This window comes from Intrasporangium calvum (genome assembly GCF_028446585.1).
Taxonomy (GTDB): domain Bacteria; phylum Actinomycetota; class Actinomycetes; order Actinomycetales; family Dermatophilaceae; genus Intrasporangium; species Intrasporangium calvum_A.
Genome location: NZ_JAPFQL010000028.1, coordinates 1 through 24,572, shown reverse-complemented (window position 1 = coordinate 24,572; position 24,572 = coordinate 1). Strand labels below are relative to the sequence as shown.

Sequence of the window (24,572 nt, the reverse complement as noted above, 5' to 3'; positions counted from 1 at the left end):
GTCACTCCACCCCGACCAGGGCGGTGTAGACCGGCTGACCTCCGTCGATGACCGTGACCTCGACCCCTCGGTGCGCCTCGCGGGCCGTGGCTTCGACGGCCCCGACGATGCCTGCTGGGGCAGCCTCTCCGAGGACGAGCGTGACCAGCTCGCCGCCGCTGGCGAGGAGACGGTGGACCACCTCGCGCACCACCGCCAGCTGGTCGGATCCCACGATCACGATGTCACCGTCGACGACACCGAGAACGTCGCCCGGCTGGCAGGGTCCCCCACTCGTCAGGCCGACCCGGTTGGCGATCGTGACGGCCCCGTGCCGGGTGCCCGCGGCCGCAGCCTGCATCGTCACGAGGTTGGCCGAGGGGACGCGCCGCGGGTCGAAGACCGCGACTGCAGCCACCCCCTGGACCGCCGTCCTGGCTCTCACGACGTGGGCTTCGATGCACTCGTCGGCCACGACCCGAGCCGCCGCCGAGGCGGCGAGCTCGGTGTCCGTGTCGTTGGGCAGCACGACCACGCCGCGGACGCCGGTCGCGTGCTGGGCGCGAATGGCGTCGATGAACTGACCGGTCGTCGCCCGGTGTCCGGGACCGGACGAGATGACGGTGGCCCCGATCTCCCCGAAGACGTCCGCCAAGCCGCGACCCGCGGCGCAGGCGACGACACCGGTGACGGTGTCGACCGAGCTCGTGGCCGCCGCGGCGGCATCCGTCCCGGTCGCGGCCGGGCCGTGGTCCTCAGTGGCGGAACCGGGACTGGCGAGCCGCGTGATGCGCACTCGGTGCGGCCGGCCGGCCTCGATGCCGGCCTCGACGGCGGCCCCCGGGTCGTCGACGTGGGCATGGACGTTCCACTCTCCGTCTCCGCCCACCACGAGGACGGAGTCGCCGAGCTCCACGAGCCGTGTGCGCAGTCGATCGACGCGTCCTTCGTCCTCGACGGCGAGCAGGTACATGACTTCGTACTCCGGGCCCGGGGGCTCGTCCGGCGAGACGACGTCGGCGTCCAGAGGGCGGGTGACGGGCGGGGACGCGTGGTCCGGGTGGGTGGGTCCACGACGGTCGGAGGAGGAGAGGCCGAGGACCACCCTGCCGTCGTCACCTGCGGCCAGGCGCTCGAGACACTCCAGCACCAGCACCAAGCCGGCGCCACCCGCATCGACCACCCCGGCACGCGCCAGGACGGGCAGCTGCTCCGGGGTCCGGGCCAACGCCTCCTGCGCGGACGCCAGCACCCGTTCGGTCAGCGCGTGCAGCCCGGCGACACCGTCTGCCTGCGCGGCCGCCGCCGCGACTGCAGCGGCCCGCGACACCGAGAGGATGGTGCCCTCCTTGGGATCGGTCACCCCCTGCCATGCGCGTTCGTCCGCTCGGGCGAGACCAGCGACGAGGTCCGGGGCCGCGATCTGCGCGCTCTCGCCGAGACCCTCCGCAAGGCCGCGGACGAGCTGGCTCAGGATCACCCCGGAGTTGCCACGCGCTGTCCACAGCATGTGGCTCGCGAAGTCCCTGAGCAGGTGGGCCACGTTGTCCGGTGACGGCTCGTCCGCGGGCCGAGCCAGCATCCGGTCGATGGCGGCGTCGAAGGTCAGGTAGAGGTTGGTGCCCGTGTCCCCGTCAGGGACCGGGAAGACGTTGAGCGCGTCGATCTCGGCCCGACGGGCCGCGAGCACGGAGCGGACGAGTACGGCCCAGCGGCGCACTGCATTGACGTCGAGCGCGTCGAGGGTCCCCACGGGGCCCGGGGTCCCGTCTGCCATCCCGCTCCTTCCGTCTGTTCCGCACCCGTCCGGGGGGCGACCTGTCCCCGTGCCGCGACCGGAGGTGGTGTTCGGCAGGCTACTGCGTCATCCCGACGCTCTGCCGACGCGGCCGTCTAACGTTGCCATCGTGTCCACCCGCCCGCCGCTCGACATCCACCGCAAGAGCCGGCCGGGTGCGCCCACCGGCTTCTTCGCGGCCGAGGCAGCGGGGCTCCGCTGGCTCGCCGAGGCCCAGCCCGAAGGCGGGGCACTGGTCGTCAAGGTCCTCGCCGTCGGACACGACCACATCGACCTCCGACGCCTGGTCCCCGCACCTCCCACCCCAGTGGCGGCCCGCAACCTCGGGAGGGCGCTCGCCGTGACGCACGCGTCGGGAGCTCGCGCCTTCGGGGCACCCCCGGACGGCTGGGCCGGGGCCGCCTGGATCGGAAACCAGCCACAGACCAACGACCCGGAGGACTCGTGGGGGCGCTACTTCGCCGAGCAACGGGTCCGGCCCTTCGTGCGCAGGGCCGTCGACGTCGGCCACCTCGACCCGGATGCCGCCCGCACCATCGACGCTGTGTGCGACCGGATCGCGGACGGCGTCTATGACGACGACCGTCCCCCGGCCCGGATCCACGGGGACCTCTGGGCGGGCAACGTCGTCCACACGGCCGAGGGAGCGGTGCTCATCGACCCCGCGGCCCATGGCGGCCATGGCCTGACCGACGTCGCCATGCTCATGCTCTTCGGCCTCCCCCACCTGCAGGACTTCCTCACCTCCTACGCCGAGGCCGCCGCGCTGCCGCGCGACTGGTCGCGCCTCGTCCCGCTCCACCAGCTCCATCCGCTGGCGACCCACACGGCCTCCCATGGGCCCAGCTATGCACGCGGGCTGCTCGAAGCGGCCCTGGCAGTCCGGTGAACGTAGGCGCCGTTTTGTTCAGTGGGCACCCGGTCGGCTACTCTTGACCGGTTCCCCTTCGCGTCGAGCGGGTGAAGCACGCCCCCGTGGATGTGTCGAGCCTTCAGCCGGAGCCGACGGGAGCATCAGCACTTCGTCAACCCCGACATTCAGGAGATACCCGTGGCTGCCAACTGCGACGTCTGCGGCAAGGGACCGAGCTTCGGTCACAACATCTCGCACTCGCACCGCCGCACCAAGCGCCGCTGGAACCCCAACATCCAGCGCGTTCGGACGCTGGTGGGCGGTGTGACGCCGAAGCGGATCAACGTCTGCACCTCATGCCTCAAGGCGGGCAAGGTCGCTCGCTGACCCCACCGCCTTTCGGAAGGCCGGCTCCCCTCAGGGGCGCCGGCCTTCGCCGTTTCGGAAGTGGTCCCAGCCGCTGTGCTGGGGCCGGACGCCATCCAGCAGCACCCCCGGCTGCTCTCCCTCGGCAGGGCTGCGGACCGCCCCGATGACGTGCCAACCGGCGGGAGCCTCGCCCGGGAAGGTCGCGAGCAGGGAGTGCTCCTCTCCCCCGGCGAGGACGCAGTCCCATGCAGTCTCCTCGCCGACGGCGTCGGAGATCTGAGCGACGAACTCACGCAGGGCATCACGATCCAGCTCCAGGACCACGCCGCTGGCGCGAGCGATCCGACCGCCGTCGCGGACGAGGCCGTCCGACACGTCGAGCATGGCGCTGGCCCCGGCAGCGGCTGCCTCGGGCCCGGCTTCCAGCGGCGGGTCGGGGCGTCGCTGCACGTTGACCGCCTCCGGGTGCCGATCTGCTTGGTCGTGCATCAGCAGGTGCAGACCGGCGGCGGCGAGACCGAGTGAGCCGCGGACCGCCAGCCGGTCACCGGCCCGCGCCCCGGAACGGAGGACCGGCGCCGAACCCGCCCCGGCGAGGTTTCCGAGTGCCGTGACGGAGACCATGACGACTCCGGCCGGCGCCGACGACAGGTCACCACCCAGCACGGCGACCCCGGCCTGCTGACACGCTGCGGCGATGCCCGCTGCGAGGTCGACGACCCAGTCGATCGAGGTCATGGGGTCCGCGACGAGCGTGACCAGCACCCCTGTCGGGCGACCCCCCATCGCCGCGACGTCGGCGAGGTTCTGCGCGACGACCTTGGTGCCCACGTCGGCGCCCGACGACCAGGCGTCGAGCCAGTCCCGTCCGAGGACGACGGTGTCCGTCGTGACGATGGTGCGGCTCTCCGTCGCGAGGACGGCGGCATCGTCGCCCGGCGGCACGATCAGGTCGGCCGAGGGGGCGAATAGCGGCAGGATGCGGCCGAGGACCTCCTCCTCGTCGAGACCGCGGAGTGGGGTGCCACCCGTCAGGCTGGGACCGGTGCGGGTTGACACGAATCACACCTCTTCGTCGCGGTTCGGCGTGGATCACGCCGGTTTCCATGGGACGGGACGTCCCAAGGCAAGGTAGCGTCAGGGCACGGCCCTTGGCACATCGGCTCGCTCGGCGGCTCCGTCTCGACGGCTCCGTCCCGTCGAGCCGAGGCGCTGGGCCCCGGGAGCAGGCTCCCTCCGGAAGACACGCGCAGGTTCGTCAACACAGTGAGGTGACACGTGGTCCAGGCCTACATCTTGATCCAGACCGAAGTCGGCAAGGCGGCGGCGGTGGCTGAGGCGATCGCCAGCATCAGCGGTGTGACTCTCGCCGAGGACGTGACCGGCCCCTACGACGTCATTGCGCGGGTCGAGGCGGCCAACGTGGACGACCTGGGGCGGCTCGTCATCGCCAAGCTGCAGGACGTCCCGGGGATCACCCGCACCCTGACCTGCACCGTGGTGCACGTCTGACGTCCCGGCACATCCCGCGGCCGAGGGCGAGTCGCTCCAAGCGGGCGGCGGCCGCCCTCGGCGTGGTTCTCGTGGTCTCCGCCTGTTCGCGCGCTCCCGAGGTGAGTCTCGCCCCCTTGGCCCAGGAGCCCGTCTGCGCCGACATCTCCTGGCCCACGGAGGTCAGCTCCCTCCCTGCCGTAGAGACCAGTCCTGACCATCCCTCGGTGGCGGCGTGGGGCGATCCGGCGATCCTGGCCCGCTGCGGGCTGCCGGCCCCCGCGCCGACGGTGGACTCGTGCGTCGTCGTCGACGGCGTCGACTGGGTGGTGCGCGAGCTGTCCGACGGCACGGCAGCGGTCACGTACGGCCGCGAGCCGGCCATCGAGGTCCTGGTGCCCGCGTCACATGGGCCGGTGCCCCTGCTGCTGCCGGCCTTCGGCCCGGCGGCCCGGTCCCTGCCCGAGACAGGCCGCCGCTGCATCTGAGAGTGCGCCCCACCCGCCGCAGCGGGTCAGCGCAGCCCGGTGCGCCGCTCCAGGGCCAGGGAGACGAGCTCGTCGATGAGCTCGGTGTAGGACAGGCCCGACGCGGCCCACATGCGGGGGTACATCGAGTGGGGTGTGAAGCCCGGCATGGTGTTGATCTCGTTGATCAGCACCCGGCCGTCCTCGGTGTAGAAACAGTCGACCCGGGCCAGGCCCTCGCACCCGAGCGAGTCGAACGCCGCCGCCGCGAGCCGCCGGACCTCGTCCGACACGTGCGCCGGCACGTCGGCCGGGCACGTCAGGTCGACGTCAGCCTCGGCGAGGTACTTCGCCTCGAAGTCATAGAACGCGTGGTTGTCGTGGACGGCGACCTCGCCGACGTGAGAGGTCCGTGGCCCGTCGGTGCCGTGCCCCTCGAGGACGGCGCACTCGATCTCGCGGCCCGTGATGCCAGCCTCGACGATCACTTTGGGGTCGTGCTCCCGGGCTGCCTCGATCGCGGACTCGAGCTGAGCGGGGTCATCGACCTTGCTGATGCCCATGGACGACCCGGCTCGGGCCGGCTTGACGAAGACCGGGAAGCCGAGCGCTGAGCAGGCGTCGAGGGCCGCCGCCCGATCCGCCCGCCATGCCCGGTCCGTGATGACGGTGTAGGGGCCGACGGGCAGCCCGTGGCCCGCGAACACGACCTTCATGTAGTGCTTGTCCATCCCGGCTGCCGAGGCGAACACGCCGGACCCGACGTAGCGAATGTCCGACAGCTCGAGGAAGCCCTGCAGCGTCCCGTCCTCGCCGAACGGACCGTGCAGCAGCGGCAGCACGACGTCCACGTCGCCGAGCTCCCGCGGCGGCTGGCCCGCTTCGAGGACGGTGAGGGCCGTCTCTCGCGTCGAGAGGGGCAGCACGACGTGTGACCGGTCGGGGACCACCTCGGGCGTGCGCCCGGCGGTCAGGTCGAAGCGCGCCGGGTCGTCGGCGACGAGGACCCACTGCCCGTCCCGGGACACGCCGATGGGGACGATGTCGTACTTCTCGCGGTCGATCGCGCGCATGACCCCGGCTGCGGTGGCGCACGAGACCGCGTGCTCGGAGGACCGGCCACCGAAGATGATCGCGACCCGGGGACGACGTCCACGGGGTCCGTTCGAGGCGGCGACCGCGGAGTCTGCGTCGGCCGGATCGCTTGGGTGCACGGGCTGCTGGTCGCTGGTCATCAGACGAGACTCTATACGGAGGGCAGGAGGCGGCCCCTAGGCTGATGCGGGTGAGCGAGAACCCCGATCTGCACGTCGACACCGTCCTCGTCTCGGCGGGTCGGCCGGCCCCTGAGCCGGGAGCCGCCGTCAACCCGCCCGTCGTTCTCTCATCGACCTTCCTCGCCGACGGGGCAGTCAACTACGCCCGCGTCGGCAACCCGACATGGCAGGCGTTCGAGGAGGCCGTCGGCCGGCTCGAGGGCGGCCGGGCCCTGGTCCACGCCTCGGGTATGGGAGCCATCTCGGCTGCGCTCGCGCTTCTGCCGGCGGGGGGCACTATCGTCGCTCCGGACACGACGTACAACGGGACGGGTGACCTGCTCCGCGCCTTCGAGGAGGCAGGTGGCGCGGTTCGTCGGGTCGCGGCCATCGACACCGACGGCTTCCTGACGGCCCTCGACGGAGCCGACCTCCTCTGGCTCGAGTCGCCGACCAACCCGCTGATGGACGTCATCGACCTGGCCACCGTTCTGGGAGCCGCGCGAGCGGGCGGTGTCGTCAGTGTCGTCGACAACACGCTGCCCACGCCTCTCGGCTGCCAGCCCCTCACGCTCGGGGCCGACGTCGTCGTCCACTCGGCGACGAAGTACCTGGCCGGACACAGCGATGTGCTCCTCGGGGTCACCGTGACCGCTGACGACGAGCGGGGGCGGTCCCTTGGCGAGCGCCTCCATCGCCATCGCACCCTGGGCGGGGCGATCCCGGGGCCGATGGAGGTCTACCTCGGCCTTCGCGGGCTGCGCACCCTCGCTCTGCGGCTCGAGCGCGCCACCGCGAACGCCGCCGAGCTCGCCCGTCGTCTGGACGGGCACCCCGGCGTCGAGCGGGTTCGCTACCCCGGCACGGGGGCGATGCTCTCTGTCGACGTGGTGGGCGGGGCCGAGTCGGCCGAGCGCGTCTGCGCCGCGACCCGGGTCTGGGTGCACTCGACGAGCCTCGGCGGGGTCGAGTCCCAGCTCGAGCGCCGGCGGCGTCACCCGTCGGAGGCCCCGACGGTGCCCGACAACCTCGTCCGCCTGTCGGTGGGGATCGAGCACGTCGAGGACCTCTGGGCCGACCTGGACCAGGCGCTCCGCGCGCCCTGAGCCACTTCCGTATGCCGCTGGGCCGGCTCTCCGGGACCCCCACCCTCCCACTCGAGTGGCCCCACCATCCACACCCGGCCTGTCCACACCCGGGCCACTCGAGTTGGGACGCGGGGGGCTTGCGAGGGAAGGTCAGCGCGGGAGCGAGCCCAGCGGCATACGGCTGCTTCTTGCTCCTGTCAGTGGCGCTCTGACTTGAGGTCGCGGGCCATCAGCCGTGGTCCCACCTCGGTGACGGCCTGACCGTCGCGGACCACCCCGACCACCTGCTCGACGATGGGCATGTCGACACCGTGGTGCTGGGCCAGGCTGAGGATGGACTCGCACGACTTGACGCCCTCGGTCGTCTGCTTCATCTCGGCCGTGGCCTCCGCCACCGTCAGGCCGCGGCCGAGCATGACTCCGAAGGAGTGGTTGCGCGACAACGGCGACATGCACGTCGCGATGAGGTCACCGACGCCGGCGAGCCCGAGGAACGTCTGTGGCTCCGCTCCCAGCGCGAGGCCGAGGCGGGTGGTCTCGGCTAGGCCGCGCGTGATGATCGTCGCCTTCGTGTTGTCGCCGAAGCCCATCCCCTCGGCCATTCCGACGGCCAGACCGACAACGTTCTTGGTCGCCCCGCAGATCTCCGTGCCGACGACGTCGTGGGTCGTATAGGGCCGGAAGACCCGTGAAGCGCACGCGGCAGCGACGCGTTCGGCGGCGGCAAGGTCCACGCAGGCGACCGTGCTGGCCGCCGGCTGGTGCAGGGCGATCTCCTTGGCCAGGTTGGGGCCCGAGACGACGACGATCCGCTCCTGCTCGACGCCGGCGACCTGACCGATCACCTCGCTCATCCGCAGCGTGGTGCCGAGCTCGACGCCCTTCATCAACGAGACCACATCGGCGTCCGCCGGGATCGCGTCGCCCCACTCCGCGAGGTTGGCCCGCAGCGTCTGCGACGGGACGGCGAGGACGACGATCTCCGCACCGGCGCACGCCTCGGCCGGGTCGGCGGTCGCCCGGACCGTGTCCGGCAGCTCGAGGTCGGGCAGGTAGTCGCGGTTGCGCCCGGCGTTGATCTGGTCGACCACCGCTTGGCGACGGGCCCACATCGTCACGGTGCTGCCGGCCTCGGCGAGCAGCGAGGCAAAGGCCGTCCCCCAGCTGCCGGCGCTCATCACGGCCACGCGAGTCACGCCGACTCCCCCTGACTCGGCGAACCAGGGCGGGGACGACCGATCTCGTGGTGCTTCATCGGGTCGCCGATCTCGGGCACACCGTGCTGGCGCGGGTCGAAGCGCTCATGGGCGTGCTGCTCGCCGCGAATCTCCTCGAGCAGCTGCGTGATGCGGTCCATGAGTCGGTCCGTCGCCTCGCGCAGTGTCCGCGTGTCGATCGGCTGGTCGTAGAGGTCCGAGAGATCGACCGGCGGCCCGGCCAGCAGGTGCATCGTCTTGCGGGGGAACAGCCGGGGTCGGTGGCCGTAGGGAGAGAGGATCTCCTCTGGCCCCCACTGGGCGACGGGGATCAGCGGGCAGCGGGTCTCGAGGGCGACCCGTGCGGCCCCCGTCTTGCCGCGCATCGGCCACAGGTCAGGGTCCCGCGTGATGGTGCCCTCCGGGAAGATGGCGACCGCCTTGCCCTGGCGGACGGCCTCCACTGCGGCGCGGTAGGCCTGGGCGGCAGCCACGGAGTTGCGGTAGACGGGAATCTGGCCGGCCCGGCGAATCACCCAGCCGACGAAGGGGATGGAGAACAGGCTCTCCTTGGCGAGGAAGTAGGCCTCCCGCCGGTTGTCGTACATGTAGTGAGCGAAGATCAGTGGGTCGATGTAGGAGATGTGGTTCGCGGACACGACGAAGCCGCCGGTCGTGGGGAGGTGCTCGACGCCGCGCCAGTCCCGCTTCGTCAGGGCCATGAGCAGCGGTCGCACCAGGAAGGCGGCGAACCGGTAGGCCAGGGGCAGCCGCGTGGGGCGCGGACCTCTCACTCGTCGGAACCTCTCCTCGGGGCATCCCGGACCGGAACGCCATGGGCCTTCATCTTGTCCACCTCGCGGCGCACTGTCGAGCGTCCGCCCCGCCGGTGAGAGAATTGCACCAGCATGAGCGAGCCGGGCCGCACCCCCTCCCCCACCCGACAGCCGGAGTGGCACATCGTCGTCCCCGTCAAGGCCGCCTCGGTCGGCAAGTCGCGCTTGACCCGGGAACTGGACGCGCTGACGCCAGGCGTCGACCACGAGACGATCAGCAGGGCGCTGGCGCACGACACCCTGGTGGCCGCCTGCCAGACGGTCGGCGCGGCCCACGTCATCCTCGTGACATCGGACGAGCCGGCCGCGAGCGAGTGGGCCAGGCACGGGGCCACGGTCGTTGGCGACCCCGGCCTCGGCCTCAACGCCGCCATCGCCCGCGGGCTCGAGACAGTGGCCCTGGGCACCCCCGTCGCGGCGCTGCTGGGGGACGTGCCCTGCCTCACCGCCGCCGATCTCGCAGCGGCGTTGTCTGCGGCCGTGGCGCACGAGCAGTCCTTCGTGCCCGACGCCTCCGGGGACGGGACCGTCCTGCGGGCGGCCGCAGCCGGACGCTTCACCCCTCGCTTCGGGCCGGGCAGCGCGGCCCGACACGAAACGAACGGCGCGACGAGGCTCGATCTGGACCTGCCGCGCCTGCGCACCGACGTCGACGACGTCGCATCCCTGACGCGGGCCCTCGAGCTGGGTGCGGGATCCGCCACCACGGCGGCCGTCCAGGCTCTCGATCTGCTTGGATGGGCCCATGCAGGCCACGGTCCACGCCTTTGATCCCACCTTGCAGACCGGCAGCGTGATCCGGGATGACGGAGTGCTGCTGCCCTTCGACAGCGCAGCCTTCGAGGGAAGCGGCCTGCGCCTGGTGCGGGTGGGCCAGCGCCTCACGGTCGACGTCCTGAACGACCAGGTGGTGGGGCTGCGGATCGTCGGCGTCTCGCCGCCCAACGGCACCTACTGACAGCGGTCACCGGGCCCGGCCACGATGGCCAGGCCCGGTGACGATGCAGCGGGGGAGCCCGCCCCTCAGCGGGTGGAGGCGCGCTTCGTCGTGCGCTTGGCCGTCGACTTCGCGGCGGTGGCCTTCTTCGCCGGCGTGGACTTCGCGGTGGTCGACTTGGTGGCCGTCGACTTGGTCGCGGTCTTCTTCGCCGTTGCCGTCTTGGCGGTAGCGGTCTTCGCAGCGGCTGTCCTGGCCGTGGACCGCGTCGCGGTCTTGGCGGCCGTCTTCGTCGCCGTCTTCGCTGCCGTCGACTTCGCGGGCGTCGCCTTCTTGGCTGCGGCCTTGGCCGGGGTGGCCTTCTTGGCCGCAGCCTTCGCGGGCGTCGCCTTCTTGGCTGCGGCCTTGGCCGGGGTGGCCTTCTTGGCTGCAGCCTTCTTCGTCGGAGTTGCAGCAACGGCCGCCGAAGCCGTGCCGGCCGAGGCGCGCGTCGCTGCGGAGCCCGTCTTGGCGAGCTTCTTCTGGCCCGAGACGATCTCCTTGAAGTTGGTGCCGGCCCGGAACTTGGGGATGCGCGTCTTCTTGATCTTGACGGTGTCGCCGGTCTTGGGGTTGCGACCCGTGCGCGCCGCGCGGTTGGCCCGCTCGAACGTGCCGAATCCGGTGATGCCCACCTTGCCGCCCTTGTTCACCTCGCGGATGACGATGTCGAGGATGGCCTCCAGGGCATCGGAGGCAACCTTGCGGCTGCCAAGCCTCGCCTCAAGGGCGCCGATCAGCTCTGCCTTGTTCACGTCTTCCCTCCAGAGGACTGTCGGTGTCCACGACCGACGTGCGTCCGGATCGAGTCCGGTTACCCACGACGGTAGGCTCCCGGAGGGTCGAGGTCCATCATCTGGCGCCACTTCTTTCCGTTGTGTCGCAACGGCTTTGGGAGCCTCTCAGCGGATTCAGCAGCCCCCGAACGAGCCGCTGGCCTTGGACGACAGTGACGAAACAGCCTGCCGCCCAGCGGAACTGGGCGGCAGGCGAAGAATCAGGAAACGGGCTCCACCGGGGTCGTGACCGGCTTGTGCGACGGCCGCGACTTCTCGAAGCGGGTGACCTCGTCCTCGTGCCGCAGGGTCAGGCCGATGTCGTCGAGACCCTCCAGGAGCCGCCACCTGGTGTAGTCGTCGATGTCGAAGGGGGCGACGATCTCTCCGGCCGTGACGGTCCGTGAGACGAGGTCGACGGTGATCTCTGCGCCCGGGTTGTTGTCCAGGTACTTCCAGATCAGCTCCACGTCATCCTGCGCCACGACGGCAGTGAGCAGGCCCTGCTTGCCGCTGTTGCCGCGGAAGATGTCGGCGAAGCGCGAGCTGATCACCGTGCGGAAGCCGTAGTTCATCAGCGCCCAGACGGCGTGCTCACGGCTCGAACCCGTGCCGAAGTCCGGCCCTGCCACCAGGACCGAGCCGTGCGCGTAGACGGGGTTGTTGAGGACGAACGACTCGTCCTTGCGCCACGCGGCGAAGAGGCCGTCCTCGAAGCCGGTCCGGGACACCCGCTTGAGGTACTCGGCGGGGATGATCTGGTCGGTGTCGACGTTGCTCCGGCGCAGCGGCACGCCAACGCCCGTGTGGGTCTCGAACTTCTCCATGACTCAGGCCTCCTGAACGACGGGGTGCTCGACGGGGTGCTCGACGGGGTGCTCGACGGCGAGGTCGGCCGGGCTGGACAGGGTGCCCCGGACGGCGGTCGCCGCGGCGACGAGGGGGCTCACGAGGTGGGTGCGGCCGCCCTTGCCCTGGCGGCCCTCGAAGTTGCGGTTCGAGGTCGACGCGCTGCGCTCCCCCGGCGCCAGGGTGTCCGGGTTCATGCCGAGACACATCGAGCAGCCGGGCAGTCGCCACTCGGCGCCGGCCTCGGTGAAGATCGCGTCGAGGCCCTCGGCCTCCGCCTGGAGGCGCACCCGCGCGGAGCCGGGCACCACGAGCATGCGAACACCGTCCGCCACCTTGTGGCCCTTGACGACGGCGGCCGCGGCCCGGAGGTCCTCGATCCGGCCGTTGGTGCACGAGCCGACGAAGACCGTGTCGACCTTGATCTCGCGGAGCGGGGTGCCCGGCTCGAGGCCCATGTAGGTGAGGGCGTTCTGCGCGGCGACCCGGTCCGACTCGTCTGCGAAGGACTCGGGGTCAGGCACCGACTCGCCCAGCGGCAGGCCCTGGCCGGGGTTGGTGCCCCAGGTGACGAAGGGCGTCAGCTCCGATGCGTCCAGGTCGACCTCGGCGTCGAAGACGGCGTCGTCATCGCTCCGCAGGGCGGACCACTCTGCAACGGCTGCGTCCCAGTCCGAGCCGGTCGGGGCGTGCGGGCGGCCCTTGAGGTAGGCGAAGGTGGTCTCGTCGGGGGCGATCATGCCGGCCCGGGCACCTGCCTCGATGGACATGTTGCACACCGTCATGCGCGCTTCCATGGAGAGCGCCTGGATCGCCTCGCCGCGGTACTCGATGACGTAGCCCTGCCCGCCGCCCGTGCCGATCTTGGCGATCACCGCCAGGACGATGTCCTTGGCCGTCACCCCCTCGGCGAGCTGTCCGCGCACGTTCACGGCCAGGGTCCGGAAGGGCTTGAGGGGCAGCGTCTGCGTCGCGAGCACGTGCTCGACCTCGGACGTGCCGATGCCGAACGCGAGCGCACCGAAGGCGCCGTGGGTCGAGGTGTGGCTGTCGCCGCAGACGACGGTCATCCCGGGCTGGGTCAGCCCGAGCTGAGGCCCGACCACGTGGACGATCCCCTGCTCGACGTCTCCCATGGGATAGAGCCGAACCCCGAACTCCTCGCAGTTGCGCCGCAGGGTCTCGACCTGAACCTGGGAGACGGGGTCAGTGATCGGCCCCGGGGTGGTCGGGACGTTGTGGTCCTCGGTCGCCAGGGTGAGGTCGGGACGGCGGACGGGGCGGCCGGCCAGCCGGAGGCCGTCGAAGGCCTGCGGGCTCGTCACCTCGTGCAGCAGGTGCAGATCGATGTAGAGCAGGTCGGGCTCGCCCTCCGCGCGGCGCACGACGTGCGCCTCCCAGACCTTCTCTGCCAACGTCCCGGACATTGCTCTCCTTCACGCACGTTTCGGACAGGAGCGTGCGGTCAGCGTCAACCGCGACGTCCCTCTGGGCCCAGCCTGAACCCAATTTCTCGCTCATGAATTGACGTCTCAGTGCCTGAGACGGCAATATCAGTGCATGGACAACTCTAGTGGAGTCGGCGTTCTCGACAAGGCCGCCACGGTGCTCGGCGCCCTCGAGGCAGGTCCCGCCACGCTTGCCCAGCTCGTCGGCGCCACGGGGCTCGCCCGGCCGACGGCGCACCGGCTGGCCGTGGCCCTCGAGCACCACCGTCTGGTGTCTCGCGACATGCAGGGTCGCTTCGTCCTCGGTCCACGGCTCGGCGAGCTCGCCTCGGCTGCCGGGGAGGATCGCCTCCTTGCCGCCGCCGGGCCGGTGCTCGGGGCGCTGCGGGACCACACCAACGAGAGCGCCCAGCTCTTCCGCCGCCAGGGTGACATGCGCATCTGCGTGGCGGCCGCCGAGCGTCCCGTGGGCCTGCGCGACTCCATCCCCGTCGGCGCGACGCTGTCGATGCTCGCCGGCTCCGCGGCCCAGGTGCTCCTCGCCTGGGAGGAGCCGGACCGGCTCCACCGGGGGCTGCAGGGAGCGGCGTTCACGGCTACTGCGCTGTCCGGCGTACGGCGCCGCGGCTGGGCGCAGAGCGTCGCCGAACGCGAGCCGGGAGTGGCCTCCGTGTCTGCCCCGGTGCGCGGGCCGTCGGGCCGAGTCGTCGCCGCCGTCTCCATCTCGGGTCCGATCGAGCGTCTCTCTCGCCAGCCGGGACGGCTCCACGCGGCTACGGTGGTGGCCGGCGCCAACAAGCTCACCGAGGTGCTCCGGCGCCACCACGCGATGCAGCAACAGCAGCAACAGCAGCAGAACCTCTGAGCGAGCGTCTGGTCTCCCACTCCGGGCACCCGAGACGGTCCCCACCTGTCACAGTGGAAGTGGACTTCGACAACGGAACGGTCACGATCCCTGCAGTGTCCTCCCGACAGGACAACTGTTCGTCGAGGTCACGGCGTCAGGCTGTGTGACATCGTGTCGCACGGATTGGGGAGACCATGCAGTACGCACCAACCAGGGGGACGGCCCGCCACACGCTCACCGTCATCGCCTTCGCCGCACTGAGCTTGACGGCCACGGCCTGCGGGCCTGCGGCTCCGGCCGGCCCGGCCGCAGATGACACGCCCACCACGGCGGCGAGCCCGTCGACCACGACCTCGGACACGCCGACGACGAGTCCCACCGAGACGCCGACGACGAGCACTCCTGCTCCCCAGACGCCGAAGCCGACCAAGGAGCCGGCCGCCAAGCCGACTGTCACGGACGAACCGAGCGAGCCGAAGGTCCAGCCGGTCGTCGTCGTGCTCCGGCCCGGAGACGCCGGCGCCAAGGTGCGGTCGATGCAGGCCCGCCTCAAGCAGATCGGTTGGTTCTCGGGCGATGTGACCAACTTCTACGGCACGCGCACGACGACAGCCATCAGCGGCTTCCAGCGCAAGCGCGGCTTCCCGGTGACCGGCATCGCCGATCAGCGCACCTATGACCGGCTGCTGTCCATGACGAGGACGCCGACGCAGGACGAGCTCAACAACGTCAAGCCGCAGTCGGCACCCGCCGCCAAGCCCGGGTCGTGGGATGTGGACCAGCGCTGCCTGACCGGCCGCGTCATCTGCATCAGCAAGTCGACGCGCTCACTGACGTGGGTCATTGACGGCAAGGCGCAGTACTCGTTCGACGTCCGCTTCGGCAGCGAGGCGGAGCCCACCAGGGAGGGCACGTTCTCCATCACCTGGAAGAAGGTCGACGTGATCTCGAACCTCTACGGGACCGCGATGCCCTACTCGATGTTCTTCAGCGGCGGGCAGGCGATCCACTACTCGGCGGACTTCGCGGCCAACGGCTACAACGGCTCGTCGCACGGCTGCGTCAACGTGCGCAACATGACGCTGCTCAAGCAGCTCTACAACACGGCACCGGTGGGCACCAAGGTCGTCGTGCACTGGTGAGTGACGCCTGAGCCCCTCACGACAGCCCGACCGGCCCGGGAGTTCCGGCGCCCGGTCGGGCTCGTCGTAGTCTGAGGACTCCTGGACGCCCAGCGTCCCCAACGAGGAGGTCTGATGCTCAAGGTCGGTTGGAAGGCGTCGGCGGAGCAGTTCGGCCCGAGAGAGCTGCTCGACCACACGGTCCGCGCCGAGCAGGTCGGCCTCGACTCGGTCTTCATCTCGGACCACTTCCAGCCGTGGCGCCACCTCGAGGGCCACGCACCGTTCGCCATGTCCTGGCTGGCCGCCGCCGGCGAGCGGACCGAGCGGGTCCTGCTCGGCACCTCGGTCATGACGCCCACGTTCCGCTACAACCCCGCCGTGGTCGCTCAGTCGTTCGGCACGCTCGGGGCCCTCAACCCCGGCCGCATCATCCTCGGCATCGGCACCGGCGAAGCCCTCAACGAGGTCGCCGTCGGCGCGGCCGGATCGCCGTGGCCGGAGTTCAAGGAGCGGTTCGCCCGGCTGCGCGAGGCGGTCACCCTGATGCGCCGGCTCTGGTCCGAGGAGCGCGTCTCCTTCGAGGGCGACTACTACCGCACCCATGACGCCACGATCTACGACCGGCCGGACGAGCCGATCCCGGTCCATGTCGCCGCCGGCGGGCCCCTGGTGGCGCGCTACGCCGGCCGTTCGGGGGATGGCTTCATCTGCACGTCCGGCAAGGGCCGAGAGCTCTACGCCGAGCAGCTCCTCCCGGCCGTCGACGAGGGGCTCGCCAAGTCGGGCCGGACCCGGGACGACATCGACCGGATGATCGAGATCAAGCTCTCCTACGACCGGGACCCGGAGACGGCGCTGCACAACGTCCGCTTCTGGGCCCCCCTCTCGCTGACGGCCGAGCAGAAGCACGGCGTCCACGACCCCGTCGAGATGGAGCGCCTCGCGGACGAGCTGACCGACGAGCAGGTCGCCAAGCGATGGATCGTCACGAGCGACCCTGGCGAGGCCCTCGAGCAGATCCAGCAGTATGTCGACCTCGGCTTCAACCACCTGGTCATCCATGCACCCGGCCATGACCAGGCCCGCTTCCTCGACCAGTTCAGCGCGGACGTCCTACCCGGCCTGCGCGACCTCTGACCGCGCCTCGTCCTTCCCGTCAGGACTGCCCGACAGGCTCGCCCGGCCCCGCCGCGTGGCCAGCTCGCTGACCCCCGTCGCCGCGGCGAGCCCCGTGGGTGGCATCGCGAGATAGAGGCTCTCGTGCCCTCCGGCAGGAACGGCGTACGTCTCGTGCCAGACCCCGACCGCGCCGGCGGCACGGCGCCCCCGCTCGTAGAAGGCACGCGCGGCAGGACGGTGCGCCCTGTCGCCGCTGCCGGAGTAGGCATAGATGTCCTCCGCCGAGCGCCAGTACTGCACGATCGTCGGCCCCCCGGCTCCGATGAGCGACCGGTGCCCGAGGAACCCGAGATCCTCCCCCTCGCCCCGCGCGGCTGCGGCCTTGGCGGCATGCAGCTCGGTCATCATCGGGCCCATCGCCCGCAGCGCCGGGAGCCAGAGGTCCGGCCGCCAGAAGTGGTTGACGCGCAGGCCGATGAGGAACACCGCGATGCTCCCGGCATGGTCGTGAGTGGTCGGTCGGAATGGACTCGGCATGGTGGCCTCCCTGTTAGATAGCGTCGCTATCCACTATTGGGTAGCACTACTATCCACGTCAAGGAGGAAAGCCCGTGCAGATGTCGATGCTCGCCCAGCGCACCACCGTCCCCGTGGCCACGCTCAAGTACTACCTGCGCGAGGGGCTGCTCCACCCGGGTGAGGCCCTCGGCGCGACCCGGGCGGCCTACGACGAGACCCACGTGGAGCGAGTGCGGCTCATCCGGACCCTCATCACGGTCGGCGGGCTCAGCATCGACCGGGTCCGTCTCGTCGTCGCCGCCCTGGACCGCCCTCCAGCGACGCGGCACGAGCTGCTCGCGACGGCCCATGACGTCCTGCGCCCACTCCCCCGCCACACCGATCGAGTCGACGACACCACGAACCAGGACGACCTGTCCGCCCGGCTCGTCGAGACCCTGGGGTGGCCCGTCGACCCACACTCGAGCGCCACACAGCAGCTGGCCGACGTCATCCAGACCGCGCGCCAGGGCGGCTGGGACTGCCCCGACGAGATGCTCGTGCACTGGGGTGCCCTGGCGCGGGAGATCGCGGAGACCGATGTCTCGCCGGAGCTGGGCACCATGCCGGCCGCCGAGGCCCTCCAGCACGCCATCGTCGGGACCGTCCTCACCGACCCGATCCTCATCGCCCTGCGCCGCGTGGCCCAGGAGGCCGTCAGTGCGGAGCGGCTCGCCCACTGAGAGTCACCGCAGAAAAGGGACAAGGCCCGGATCCTGAGGATCCGGGCCTTGTTCACGTGGTAGCCCCGACGGGATTCGAACCCGCGCTACCGCCTTGAGAGGGCGGCGTGCTAGGCCGCTACACAACGGGGCCACGCGCTTTGCCGAGTGACTCGGCACTCGGAGAACCTTACCGTGTCGGCGTGATTTCTCCGAATCGGTCATCCGCTCCCGAAGGACCAGTTGACCGGAGCTGGGGTACCAGGACTCGAACCTAGAACGACTGAACCAGAATCAGCTGTGTTGCCAATTACACCATACCCCAAGGGGTATCACTCCCCAGCGCGCCCGAGGGCCTTCTGTGAGGTGAACCGAGAGGGAATACTACCGGTCCCCCGCTGCCGTCCCAAATCGGCCGTGGCCGTCGGCGAGCGCCGCCGTGATCTCGCTCAACGATTCGACCCGACTCACCTCGGCCGTCGCCTCGCCCTGCCCGCCCCGGTCGAGCCACACGGCCCGCATCCCGGCGCGCATCGCCCCCAGGACATCCCACTCGAGGCTGTCGCCGATGCACACGCTGACAGCCGGGTCCGCAGCGGCGAGCCGGCACACCTCGCGATAGACGCGGGGGTCGGGCTTGCCGAACCCGAAGGTGTCGGTCGTGACGATGAGGTCCGCGAACCGCTCGGCGAGTCCGAGCGCTTCCAGCTTGATCGACGTGTCAGCGGTCGTGGAGTTGGTCAGCAGCGCGACGTCGATGCCGAGCCGGGCCGCAGTGGCCAGCAGGTCCGGGACGTCGTCGAAGAGCCGCTGGGCGCGCCGGAACGCCGGCACGTAGGCCGCCAGGTAACGCTCGACCCCATCCCCCGGCAGCTGGACACCGAAGGCGCTCGCCACGTCGCCGAGCCGCTCGAGCCGCATCCGCTCGATGGAGATCTCGCCCGCGGCGTAGCGGTGGAACCAGCGTCCCGGGTCGTCGTAGTAGCGCTGCGCCATGTCGCGGTGTGCGCCGGTGCGCTCGGGCCACAGGGCGCCGGCGGCGTGGGTGCCCGCTTCCGCCATCGCCGCACGCGTGTCGACGATGGTGTCGTCGATGTCCAGGATCAGGGCCCGTATGCCGCTGAGCTCGCTCTCGAGGGTCCGCTCAGTCATGCTCGTCCCCCAGCCCGAAGAGGGGCAGTGCGGCCTTGATGCCGGTGACCTGCACGGCCGATCCGCGCCCGGATCTGAGCCACTCGCCGCGCTCTAGGCGCAGGTGCTGCAGGGTCTCGCCGCTGTGCTCGAGGACCGACGTGTGCGTGTCGCGGTAACCGAGCGACCGGGACACCCCGAGCGAGCCGGCGTTGTCGAGCACGGCGGAGCTCACCGCAGCGGCCGCTCCCAGGTGGCTGAAGGCAAGCTCGAGGATCGCTGCTCGCATCTGCGTGCCGAGGCCCCGGCCCCGAGCACCGGGGTCGAGCCACGAGGCCGAGTCGACGACCCGGTCCGCCCCGAAGTCCGGCCCCTCGAGCCACTGCATCCCGAGCAGGTCACCGCCCCGGTCGACCACGACGAAGGGCAGCGCCCACCGCGCCGGGGTCCAGGTCCCCATGGCCCGCCAGTACTCCTGGGCGACGACGACCCGGCGGTTCGCCTGGTCACCGAGTCCCGCGTAGCGGGTGGCGGAGGGGTCCTGCTCGAGGTCGTCGCTCAACTTTGATGCGAGGTCCACGAGGTCGCCCTCCGTCACCGGACGCAGCTCGAGGTCTGGCGTCGTCAGCCGGATCCCGAAGAGTGGCCAGAGCCCGAGCAGGTCCCGCACACCGTCAGAGCGAGTCACGAAGGGAACGGAGGCGGCTCAGCGTCGAGGTCTTGCCGAGGATCTCCATCGACTCGAAGAGCGGCGGTGAGATGCGCGCCCCGGAGACCGCGGTGCGCAACGGCCCGAAGGCGAAGCGCGGCTTGATGCCGAGCCCGTCGACGATGGCCTCACGCAGCTGTGCCTCGATGGTCGCCGCGACCCAGCCCCCGCCGGTGCCGAGGACCCCGTCACCGTGGTCGTCGATGTCGCCGAGCACGGCGATGGCCGCGTCGAGCACGGCGGGTGCGTCGGCGTTGAGCTGGGCCCGGGCGTCCTCCTGGATCTCGAGCTGGTCGTCGGCGACGAAGAAGGGCCCGACGAGCGCCGGGGCCTCGGTCAGCAGCGACATCCGCTCCTGGATCTGGGCGGCGACGAGCTTGAGCCGGCCCAGCTCGCCGAGGGACGGGTTGTCACCGAGGATGCCCGCCTCGTAGAGGTAGGGCAGCAGGCGCGTCGCGAACTCGCCGACCTCGAGCTGGCGGATGTAGACGCCGTTGAGCCACTCGAGCTTCTTCAGGTCGAAGATCGGGCCGATCGGGTTGACCTTGGCCCAGTCGAAGGTCCGGCTGAACTCCTCGAAGGTGAAGACCTCGACGTCGTTGCCCTCGGCGTCCTGCTGCGGCGGGTAGGCCAGCAGGGCGAGGAAGTTGACGAGCGCCTCGGGCAGGAAGCCCTGCTCGCGGAACCAGGTCAGCCGGGCCGCAGGGTTCTTGCGCTTCGAGATCTTGGACTTGTCGGTGTTGCGCAGCAGCGGCATGTGCGCGAACTTGGGCGGCTCGAGCCCGAGCCACTGGTAGAGCAGGATGTGCTTGGGCGTCGAGCTGATCCACTCCTCGCCGCGCACGACGTGGGTGATGCCCATCTCGTGGTCGTCGACGACGACGGCCAGGTGGTAGGTCGGGAAGCCGTCGGCCTTGAGGATGACCTGGTCGTCCGGCTTGGGTGCCGAGACCTTGCCGCGAATGACGTCATCGAAGACGAGCGGCACGTCGTCGGGGATGAGCATCCGCACGACCGGCGTCTCGGAGAAGCCGGGCAGCTCGGCCCGCTCCTCACGCGTCTTGCCGTGGCAGAGCCGGTCGTAGCCGGTCGGCTGCTTCGTCTTCTGCTGCCGGTCCCGCATCTGGTCGAGGCGCTCCTTGGAGCACCAGCAGTAGTAGGCGTGCCCGGCCTCGAGCAGCCGCTCGACGTAGGGACGGTAGGTGTCGAGCCGCTCCGACTGGCGGTACGGCGCGAAGGGACCACCGAGGTCCGGACCCTCGTCCCAGTGCAGCCCGAGCCACGCCAGGGTGTCGTAGAGCTGCGCCTCACTGTCCTCGCGGAACCGCGCCCGGTCGGTGTCCTCGACGCGCAGGACGAACTGGCCGCCCTGCTGCCGGGTGAAGGCGAGGTTGAACAGCGACATGTAGGCCGTGCCGACGTGCGGGTCGCCCGTCGGGGACGGCGCGACGCGGGTGCGCACCGGCCCGCTGCCGTCGGACGTGCTCACCCGCGGTTGCGGGCTCGTCTGGATCTCGACCTGATCGTCGAGGGAAGTGGTCTCGGGGACCGAGCCCAGCGGCATACGGCCTGGTGTGTCGTTCGTGTCGCTCATGGTGCGACCAGCCTAGTGGGGCTCAGCGACGCACGAAGGTGTTGGTCAGCGAGCCGATGCCCTCGACGTCGATGGTGACCTGCTGACCCGGCTGGACCAGCCCGACCCCAGCGGGGGTGCCGGTGAGGATGACGTCGCCGGGCAGGAGGGTGAAGGCGTTGGAGGCGTACTCGATGATGCTCGCCACCCCGTGGACCATGTCGGCCGTCGTGCCGTCCTGCTTCACGTCACCGTCGAGCGTGGTGAGGATGTGCAGGTCGCTCGGGTCGAGCTCGGTCTCGATCCACGGCCCCAGCGGGCAGCTCGTGTCGAAGCCCTTGGCCCGCGCCCACTGCCCGTCGGTGCGCTGCCAGTCGCGCGCGGTGACGTCGTTGGCGATGGTGTAGCCGTAGATGCACTCGGCGGCGTTCTCGGCCTTGACGCCCTTGGTGATCGTCTTGATGACGACGGCGAGCTCGCCCTCGTAGGAGACCTCGTCGCTGCCTTGCGGCAGCACCACCGGGTCGAACGGTCCGACGACGGCCGTGTTGGGCTTGAAGAAGAGCATCGGGTGCTCCGGCGGCGTCGTGCCGCCCATCTCCTTGACGTGGTCGGCGTAGTTCTTGCCGACGGCGACGATCTTGGAGCGCGGGATCACCGGCGCGAGGAGCCGGACGTCCTCGAGCATGACCGGGCCTGCGCCCGAGGGCTGCAGGCCGACGTAGAGCGGGTCGCCGGAGAGCGGCGTGATCACCTCCGCGCCGGGGTCGCCCTGGACGATGCCGTATGCCGGGTCGTCCCCGGTCGTGTACCTCGCGATGCGCACGTGGTCAGCCTACGACCCGCTCGCTGGGGTGCCAGTGGGGTCCCGGTGGGTGCGGGCCGTAACCCCAGCGCGGCGGCGTCGTTCTCAGCGTGTTCGTAGGGTCCACGATCGCTCCCGGAAGGGGTCCCCATGTCTCACCGTCGTTCGCTGCTCGTCTCGCTCTCTGCTGGAGGTGGAGCCGCCGCCCTCGCGCTCGGCCTGACCATCGGCGCGCCGAGCGCCTTCGCCGTGTCCGTCCCCGCGTCCCAGTCCTCCTCCCCCAGCGGCGACGGACTGGAGGACGTCCTCACCGACCCGGGCGAGGCGGTCGAGGACGTGACCGACCGCCTGACGTCGGGCGGCTCCGACTCCTCCACCCCGTCGGGGGAAGCGGGGGGTGCTGGGTCGTCGACGGGCAGCGGTTCGGAGGGCTCGGGCGCGACGTCCGAGGATGCGCCGCTGGCGCCGATCGGCTCCGCCGTGAAGGACGTCCTCGGCCAGGCCGACGAGAAGACGAAGGACACGCCGCTCGCCCCGGTCGTCCCCGGGCCTGCCCCGGGCGGGGTGCTCAAGCTCAGGGTCAACGCGGCGCCGCTCGCGACCGCCTGTGCCGAGGTCACCGGCACGGGCACCGCTGTCGCCAACCTCGACGTCACCGTCGGCGGTCACGACATCGGCACGCCACTCATCGAAGCGTTGCCCGGGCTGCTCGCGCCGTGCCCGTCCGGGTCTGACTCCGGGTCTGACTCCGGGTCTGACTCCGGGGCTGAGCCCGGGTCCGGCTCTGGGTCGGAGGGCGCCGACGGGTCGGTCTCCGAGCTCGTCGGGGCGTGCGTGCGGATCAAGGCCGAGCCGCCCCAGGAGGCGAGCGTGCTGCTGCTCGACCACGAGCTCGTGGCGGAGCTGACCGAGGCCGGAGTGCCGTTGGAGAAGCTGGTCGTGCCGTGCCCGCGGCCTGCTGGTGACGGTGATGGCTCCGGCCCGGGCAACGATGGTGGCTCGGGCGGGGACGAGGCCGACGGCTCCGATGGCGGCGCTGGTGACGGTTCCGGCGACGGAGCCACCGGTGGCGGTTCGGCCGGCGGGTCCGGCACGGGCAGCGGCAGCGGAGACGACGCCTGCGAGCCCACGATCAACGCGCAGACGACGGCCAGCAGCTTCCTGCCGGCCAGCGGACCGCAGGCCCTGCCGTGGGTGCTGCTCGCGCTCGCGCTCATTGGCCGTCGGCGGCTGACGCAGCTCGTCGGCCTGGCTGGCCTGACGCGGTCCGGCGGTGCGACGCGCGCCACAGAGTTGTGATTCTGGGGTTGCGACGACCCCCGAGGGGGTAAGACTGATGGTGGCGGGGCCGGGATCGTGGAGGGTCCGGCCCCGCCTCACCACGTAACCTGCTCGGGTGAGAATCCTCGACGAGGGCGAATGGCGCGCCGCAGCCGCCGCCCACGAGGCCAGGGCGGACGAGCTGACCGCCGGGCATCGAGCCCGCAAGGCCGCCCGGCAGAAGCACGCCATCGAGGACTTCCTCTTCACCTACTACTCGACCAAGCCGGGCCAGCTGCGGCGGTGGTACCCCGGTGCGGGAGTCGGCTTGGCGCCTGGACCGGACGGGCCGGCTCCGCAGGGCGGCTGGCGCTGGTACTCGACCGACGCTGACGGCGTGGTGAGCGTCGACCTCGGCCAGTTCCTGGCCGAGCGGGGCGAGACCGTCCGCTTCGTGCATCGCCTCCTGGAGGCCACCGCCTCACGCCCGGCCTTCACCGGGTGCTTCGGGCTGCACGAGTGGGCCATGGTCTACCGGCAGGCCGAGCACCGGCACCCCCTACCGCTGCGGCTCGGGCAGGCGGGCACCGACGCTGTCGTGGAGTCGCACCCGATCCGCTGCTCCCACTTCGACGCCTTCCGGTTCTTCACGCCGGAGGCGGTGGGGCTGAACAAGCTCCAACCGGCCCGGGAGACACAGGTCCAGCTGGAGCAGCCTGGCTGTCTGCACGCCGGGATGGATCTCTACAAGTGGGCGGCAAAACTCGGACCGCTCGTGCCGGGCGACCTGCTGCTGGACTGCTTCGACCTGGCGCTTGAGGCGCGACGACTCGACATGGCCGCGTCGCCGTACGACGTGTCCTCCTACGGCGAGGGGGCCGTGGCCATTGAGACGGCCGAGGGCAAGGGCGAGTACGTCGAGCGCCAGCGCGAGCTCGCTCTGCGAACCGCGGGCCTGCGGAGTCGGCTGACGGGCTTGTGCTCGCTCGCACTGGAGAGCACAGGGTCGGTCTGAACGACGTGCGTGATCAGCTCAGGCGTGCCTGAGCTCCTCTACCGTCCCGTCGCACGCAGCAGGTCCACCCGGAGGCTCGGGCCGATCAGGGCGTCGTGTTGGACAGCAAGCTCAATGAGGTACGGCGTCACCCGGATGCGGACCGCATCCTTGATACGCGGCGACTCTCGAGTCAGTAGGTCCTCCACGACCTCGAACGACGCGGCGCCTGGTCGGCATCCTGGTGTCGCAGGTCCGGCTTGTCAACGGCGGCTGAAAACTGACCCCCGATCGTCGGTTGAATTTTGACCCCCTGGGGTTTTCAGTTCTCTTCGGTGACGGCTGCGGGGACGCGGCCGAGGTCTCGGTTCTTGAGCCGGTAGGAGTCGCCCTTGAGAGCGATGACTT

At 70.9% G+C, this 24,572-nt stretch carries 26 protein-coding genes and 2 tRNA genes; 13 read left to right on the top strand and 15 right to left on the bottom strand.

Annotated features, from left to right (window positions below; genetic code table 11):
• Window position 1: 1 nt before the first annotated feature.
• Window positions 2–1,756, bottom strand: coding sequence for a DAK2 domain-containing protein (locus tag OO014_RS08195; protein WP_272461812.1), 1,755 nt, complete (start codon window positions 1,754–1,756; stop codon window positions 2–4).
• Window positions 1,757–1,886: 130 nt separating this feature from the next.
• Here OO014_RS08195 and OO014_RS08190 point away from each other — a divergent pair, with 130 nt between their 5' ends.
• Window positions 1,887–2,666 carry a fructosamine kinase family protein gene (locus OO014_RS08190; protein WP_272461811.1) on the top strand — a complete coding sequence of 260 codons (780 nt, stop codon included), beginning with the start codon at window positions 1,887–1,889 and terminating at the stop codon, window positions 2,664–2,666.
• 162 nt (window positions 2,667–2,828) lie between these two features.
• A complete protein-coding gene (rpmB, locus tag OO014_RS08185) occupies window positions 2,829–3,017 on the top strand; it encodes a 50S ribosomal protein L28 (RefSeq protein ID WP_013493142.1) in 189 nt (62 codons plus the stop codon).
• Between the two features lie 30 nt (window positions 3,018–3,047).
• On the opposite strand, the gene thiL is transcribed toward rpmB, so the two are convergent.
• Entirely contained in the window at window positions 3,048–4,058 is a 1,011-nt protein-coding gene (thiL, locus tag OO014_RS08180) for a thiamine-phosphate kinase (RefSeq protein ID WP_272461810.1), read from the bottom strand.
• A 219-nt stretch (window positions 4,059–4,277) separates the two neighbouring features.
• Here thiL and OO014_RS08175 point away from each other — a divergent pair, with 219 nt between their 5' ends.
• Window positions 4,278–4,511 (top strand): Lrp/AsnC ligand binding domain-containing protein, encoded by a 234-nt coding sequence (locus OO014_RS08175; RefSeq protein ID WP_272461809.1) that lies wholly within the window; start codon window positions 4,278–4,280, stop codon window positions 4,509–4,511.
• Between the two features lie 116 nt (window positions 4,512–4,627).
• Window positions 4,628–4,978, top strand: coding sequence for a DUF3515 family protein (locus OO014_RS08170; RefSeq protein WP_272461808.1), 351 nt, complete (start codon window positions 4,628–4,630; stop codon window positions 4,976–4,978).
• 26 nt (window positions 4,979–5,004) lie between these two features.
• Here the strand turns inward: OO014_RS08170 and OO014_RS08165 are convergent, their stop codons facing one another.
• Window positions 5,005–6,192 carry a D-alanine--D-alanine ligase family protein gene (locus tag OO014_RS08165; protein ID WP_272461807.1) on the bottom strand — a complete coding sequence of 396 codons (1,188 nt, stop codon included), beginning with the start codon at window positions 6,190–6,192 and terminating at the stop codon, window positions 5,005–5,007.
• Window positions 6,193–6,236: 44 nt separating this feature from the next.
• Between OO014_RS08165 and OO014_RS08160 the strand changes: the two genes are divergently transcribed.
• Complete coding sequence (locus OO014_RS08160; RefSeq protein WP_272461806.1) at window positions 6,237–7,319, top strand: trans-sulfuration enzyme family protein; 1,083 nt, start codon at window positions 6,237–6,239, stop codon at window positions 7,317–7,319.
• Window positions 7,320–7,498: 179 nt separating this feature from the next.
• Here the strand turns inward: OO014_RS08160 and OO014_RS08155 are convergent, their stop codons facing one another.
• Entirely contained in the window at window positions 7,499–8,497 is a 999-nt protein-coding gene (locus tag OO014_RS08155; protein ID WP_272461805.1) for an NAD(P)H-dependent glycerol-3-phosphate dehydrogenase, read from the bottom strand.
• Entirely contained in the window at window positions 8,494–9,291 is a 798-nt protein-coding gene (locus OO014_RS08150; RefSeq protein WP_272461804.1) for a lysophospholipid acyltransferase family protein, read from the bottom strand. The genes OO014_RS08155 and OO014_RS08150 overlap by 4 nt, the downstream gene beginning before the upstream one ends.
• A gap of 114 nt (window positions 9,292–9,405) precedes the next feature.
• On the opposite strand from OO014_RS08150, the gene cofC reads away from it, so the two are divergent.
• Both cofC and OO014_RS08140 read left to right on the top strand, forming a co-directional pair.
• The gene (gene cofC, locus OO014_RS08145) at window positions 9,406–10,104 is read left to right on the top strand and encodes a 2-phospho-L-lactate guanylyltransferase (RefSeq protein ID WP_272461802.1); all 699 of its coding nucleotides are present in this window, start codon (window positions 9,406–9,408) and stop codon (window positions 10,102–10,104) included.
• The gene (locus OO014_RS08140) at window positions 10,079–10,291 is read left to right on the top strand and encodes a cold-shock protein (RefSeq protein ID WP_272461801.1); all 213 of its coding nucleotides are present in this window, start codon (window positions 10,079–10,081) and stop codon (window positions 10,289–10,291) included. The genes cofC and OO014_RS08140 overlap by 26 nt, the downstream gene beginning before the upstream one ends.
• 65 nt (window positions 10,292–10,356) lie before the next feature.
• Here the strand turns inward: OO014_RS08140 and OO014_RS08135 are convergent, their stop codons facing one another.
• The 3 genes from OO014_RS08135 to leuC all read right to left on the bottom strand — a co-directional run bounded on the left by OO014_RS08135 (window position 10,357) and on the right by leuC (window position 13,361).
• Window positions 10,357–11,064: an HU family DNA-binding protein gene (locus OO014_RS08135; protein ID WP_272461800.1), complete on the bottom strand. Its 708-nt coding sequence runs from the start codon at window positions 11,062–11,064 to the stop codon at window positions 10,357–10,359.
• 242 nt (window positions 11,065–11,306) lie between these two features.
• Window positions 11,307–11,912, bottom strand: a complete 606-nt coding sequence (leuD, locus tag OO014_RS08130; protein WP_272461799.1) for a 3-isopropylmalate dehydratase small subunit — start codon at window positions 11,910–11,912, stop codon at window positions 11,307–11,309.
• A 3-nt stretch (window positions 11,913–11,915) separates the two neighbouring features.
• Complete coding sequence (gene leuC / locus OO014_RS08125; RefSeq protein WP_272461798.1) at window positions 11,916–13,361, bottom strand: 3-isopropylmalate dehydratase large subunit; 1,446 nt, start codon at window positions 13,359–13,361, stop codon at window positions 11,916–11,918.
• Window positions 13,362–13,494: 133 nt separating this feature from the next.
• Between leuC and OO014_RS08120 the strand changes: the two genes are divergently transcribed.
• The 3 genes from OO014_RS08120 to fgd all read left to right on the top strand — a co-directional run bounded on the left by OO014_RS08120 (window position 13,495) and on the right by fgd (window position 16,490).
• Window positions 13,495–14,247, top strand: coding sequence for an IclR family transcriptional regulator (locus tag OO014_RS08120; protein WP_272461797.1), 753 nt, complete (start codon window positions 13,495–13,497; stop codon window positions 14,245–14,247).
• Window positions 14,248–14,423: 176 nt separating this feature from the next.
• A complete protein-coding gene (locus OO014_RS08115; protein ID WP_272461796.1) occupies window positions 14,424–15,371 on the top strand; it encodes a L,D-transpeptidase family protein in 948 nt (315 codons plus the stop codon).
• Window positions 15,372–15,485: 114 nt separating this feature from the next.
• Window positions 15,486–16,490 (top strand): glucose-6-phosphate dehydrogenase (coenzyme-F420), encoded by a 1,005-nt coding sequence (gene fgd / locus OO014_RS08110; protein WP_272461794.1) that lies wholly within the window; start codon window positions 15,486–15,488, stop codon window positions 16,488–16,490.
• Here the strand turns inward: fgd and OO014_RS08105 are convergent.
• Window positions 16,467–17,009 (bottom strand): DUF4188 domain-containing protein, encoded by a 543-nt coding sequence (locus tag OO014_RS08105; RefSeq protein WP_272461793.1) that lies wholly within the window; start codon window positions 17,007–17,009, stop codon window positions 16,467–16,469. The genes fgd and OO014_RS08105 overlap by 24 nt on opposite strands.
• Window positions 17,010–17,089: 80 nt before the next feature.
• Between OO014_RS08105 and OO014_RS08100 the strand changes: the two genes are divergently transcribed.
• Window positions 17,090–17,713 carry a MerR family transcriptional regulator gene (locus OO014_RS08100; RefSeq protein ID WP_272461823.1) on the top strand — a complete coding sequence of 208 codons (624 nt, stop codon included), beginning with the start codon at window positions 17,090–17,092 and terminating at the stop codon, window positions 17,711–17,713.
• Between the two features lie 57 nt (window positions 17,714–17,770).
• Here the strand turns inward: OO014_RS08100 and OO014_RS08095 are convergent.
• From OO014_RS08095 to OO014_RS08070, 6 genes are all read right to left on the bottom strand, one after another.
• Window positions 17,771–17,846, bottom strand: a tRNA-Glu gene (locus OO014_RS08095).
• Between the two features lie 99 nt (window positions 17,847–17,945).
• Window positions 17,946–18,017 (bottom strand) — tRNA-Gln (locus OO014_RS08090).
• A 59-nt stretch (window positions 18,018–18,076) separates the two neighbouring features.
• Complete coding sequence (locus OO014_RS08085) at window positions 18,077–18,844, bottom strand: HAD family hydrolase (RefSeq protein WP_272461791.1); 768 nt, start codon at window positions 18,842–18,844, stop codon at window positions 18,077–18,079.
• Complete coding sequence (locus OO014_RS08080) at window positions 18,837–19,511, bottom strand: GNAT family N-acetyltransferase (RefSeq protein WP_272461790.1); 675 nt, start codon at window positions 19,509–19,511, stop codon at window positions 18,837–18,839. Before OO014_RS08080 ends, OO014_RS08085 begins: the two co-directional genes overlap by 8 nt.
• Window positions 19,498–20,937 (bottom strand): glutamate--tRNA ligase, encoded by a 1,440-nt coding sequence (gene gltX, locus OO014_RS08075; protein WP_420485487.1) that lies wholly within the window; start codon window positions 20,935–20,937, stop codon window positions 19,498–19,500. Before gltX ends, OO014_RS08080 begins: the two co-directional genes overlap by 14 nt.
• A gap of 211 nt (window positions 20,938–21,148) precedes the next feature.
• Window positions 21,149–21,931 (bottom strand): fumarylacetoacetate hydrolase family protein, encoded by a 783-nt coding sequence (locus OO014_RS08070; protein ID WP_272461787.1) that lies wholly within the window; start codon window positions 21,929–21,931, stop codon window positions 21,149–21,151.
• 129 nt (window positions 21,932–22,060) lie between these two features.
• Here OO014_RS08070 and OO014_RS08065 point away from each other — a divergent pair, with 129 nt between their 5' ends.
• A complete protein-coding gene (locus OO014_RS08065; protein WP_272461786.1) occupies window positions 22,061–23,209 on the top strand; it encodes a hypothetical protein in 1,149 nt (382 codons plus the stop codon).
• Between the two features lie 97 nt (window positions 23,210–23,306).
• The gene (locus OO014_RS08060; protein WP_272461785.1) at window positions 23,307–24,185 is read left to right on the top strand and encodes a 3-methyladenine DNA glycosylase; all 879 of its coding nucleotides are present in this window, start codon (window positions 23,307–23,309) and stop codon (window positions 24,183–24,185) included.
• Window positions 24,186–24,572 lie beyond the last annotated feature (387 nt).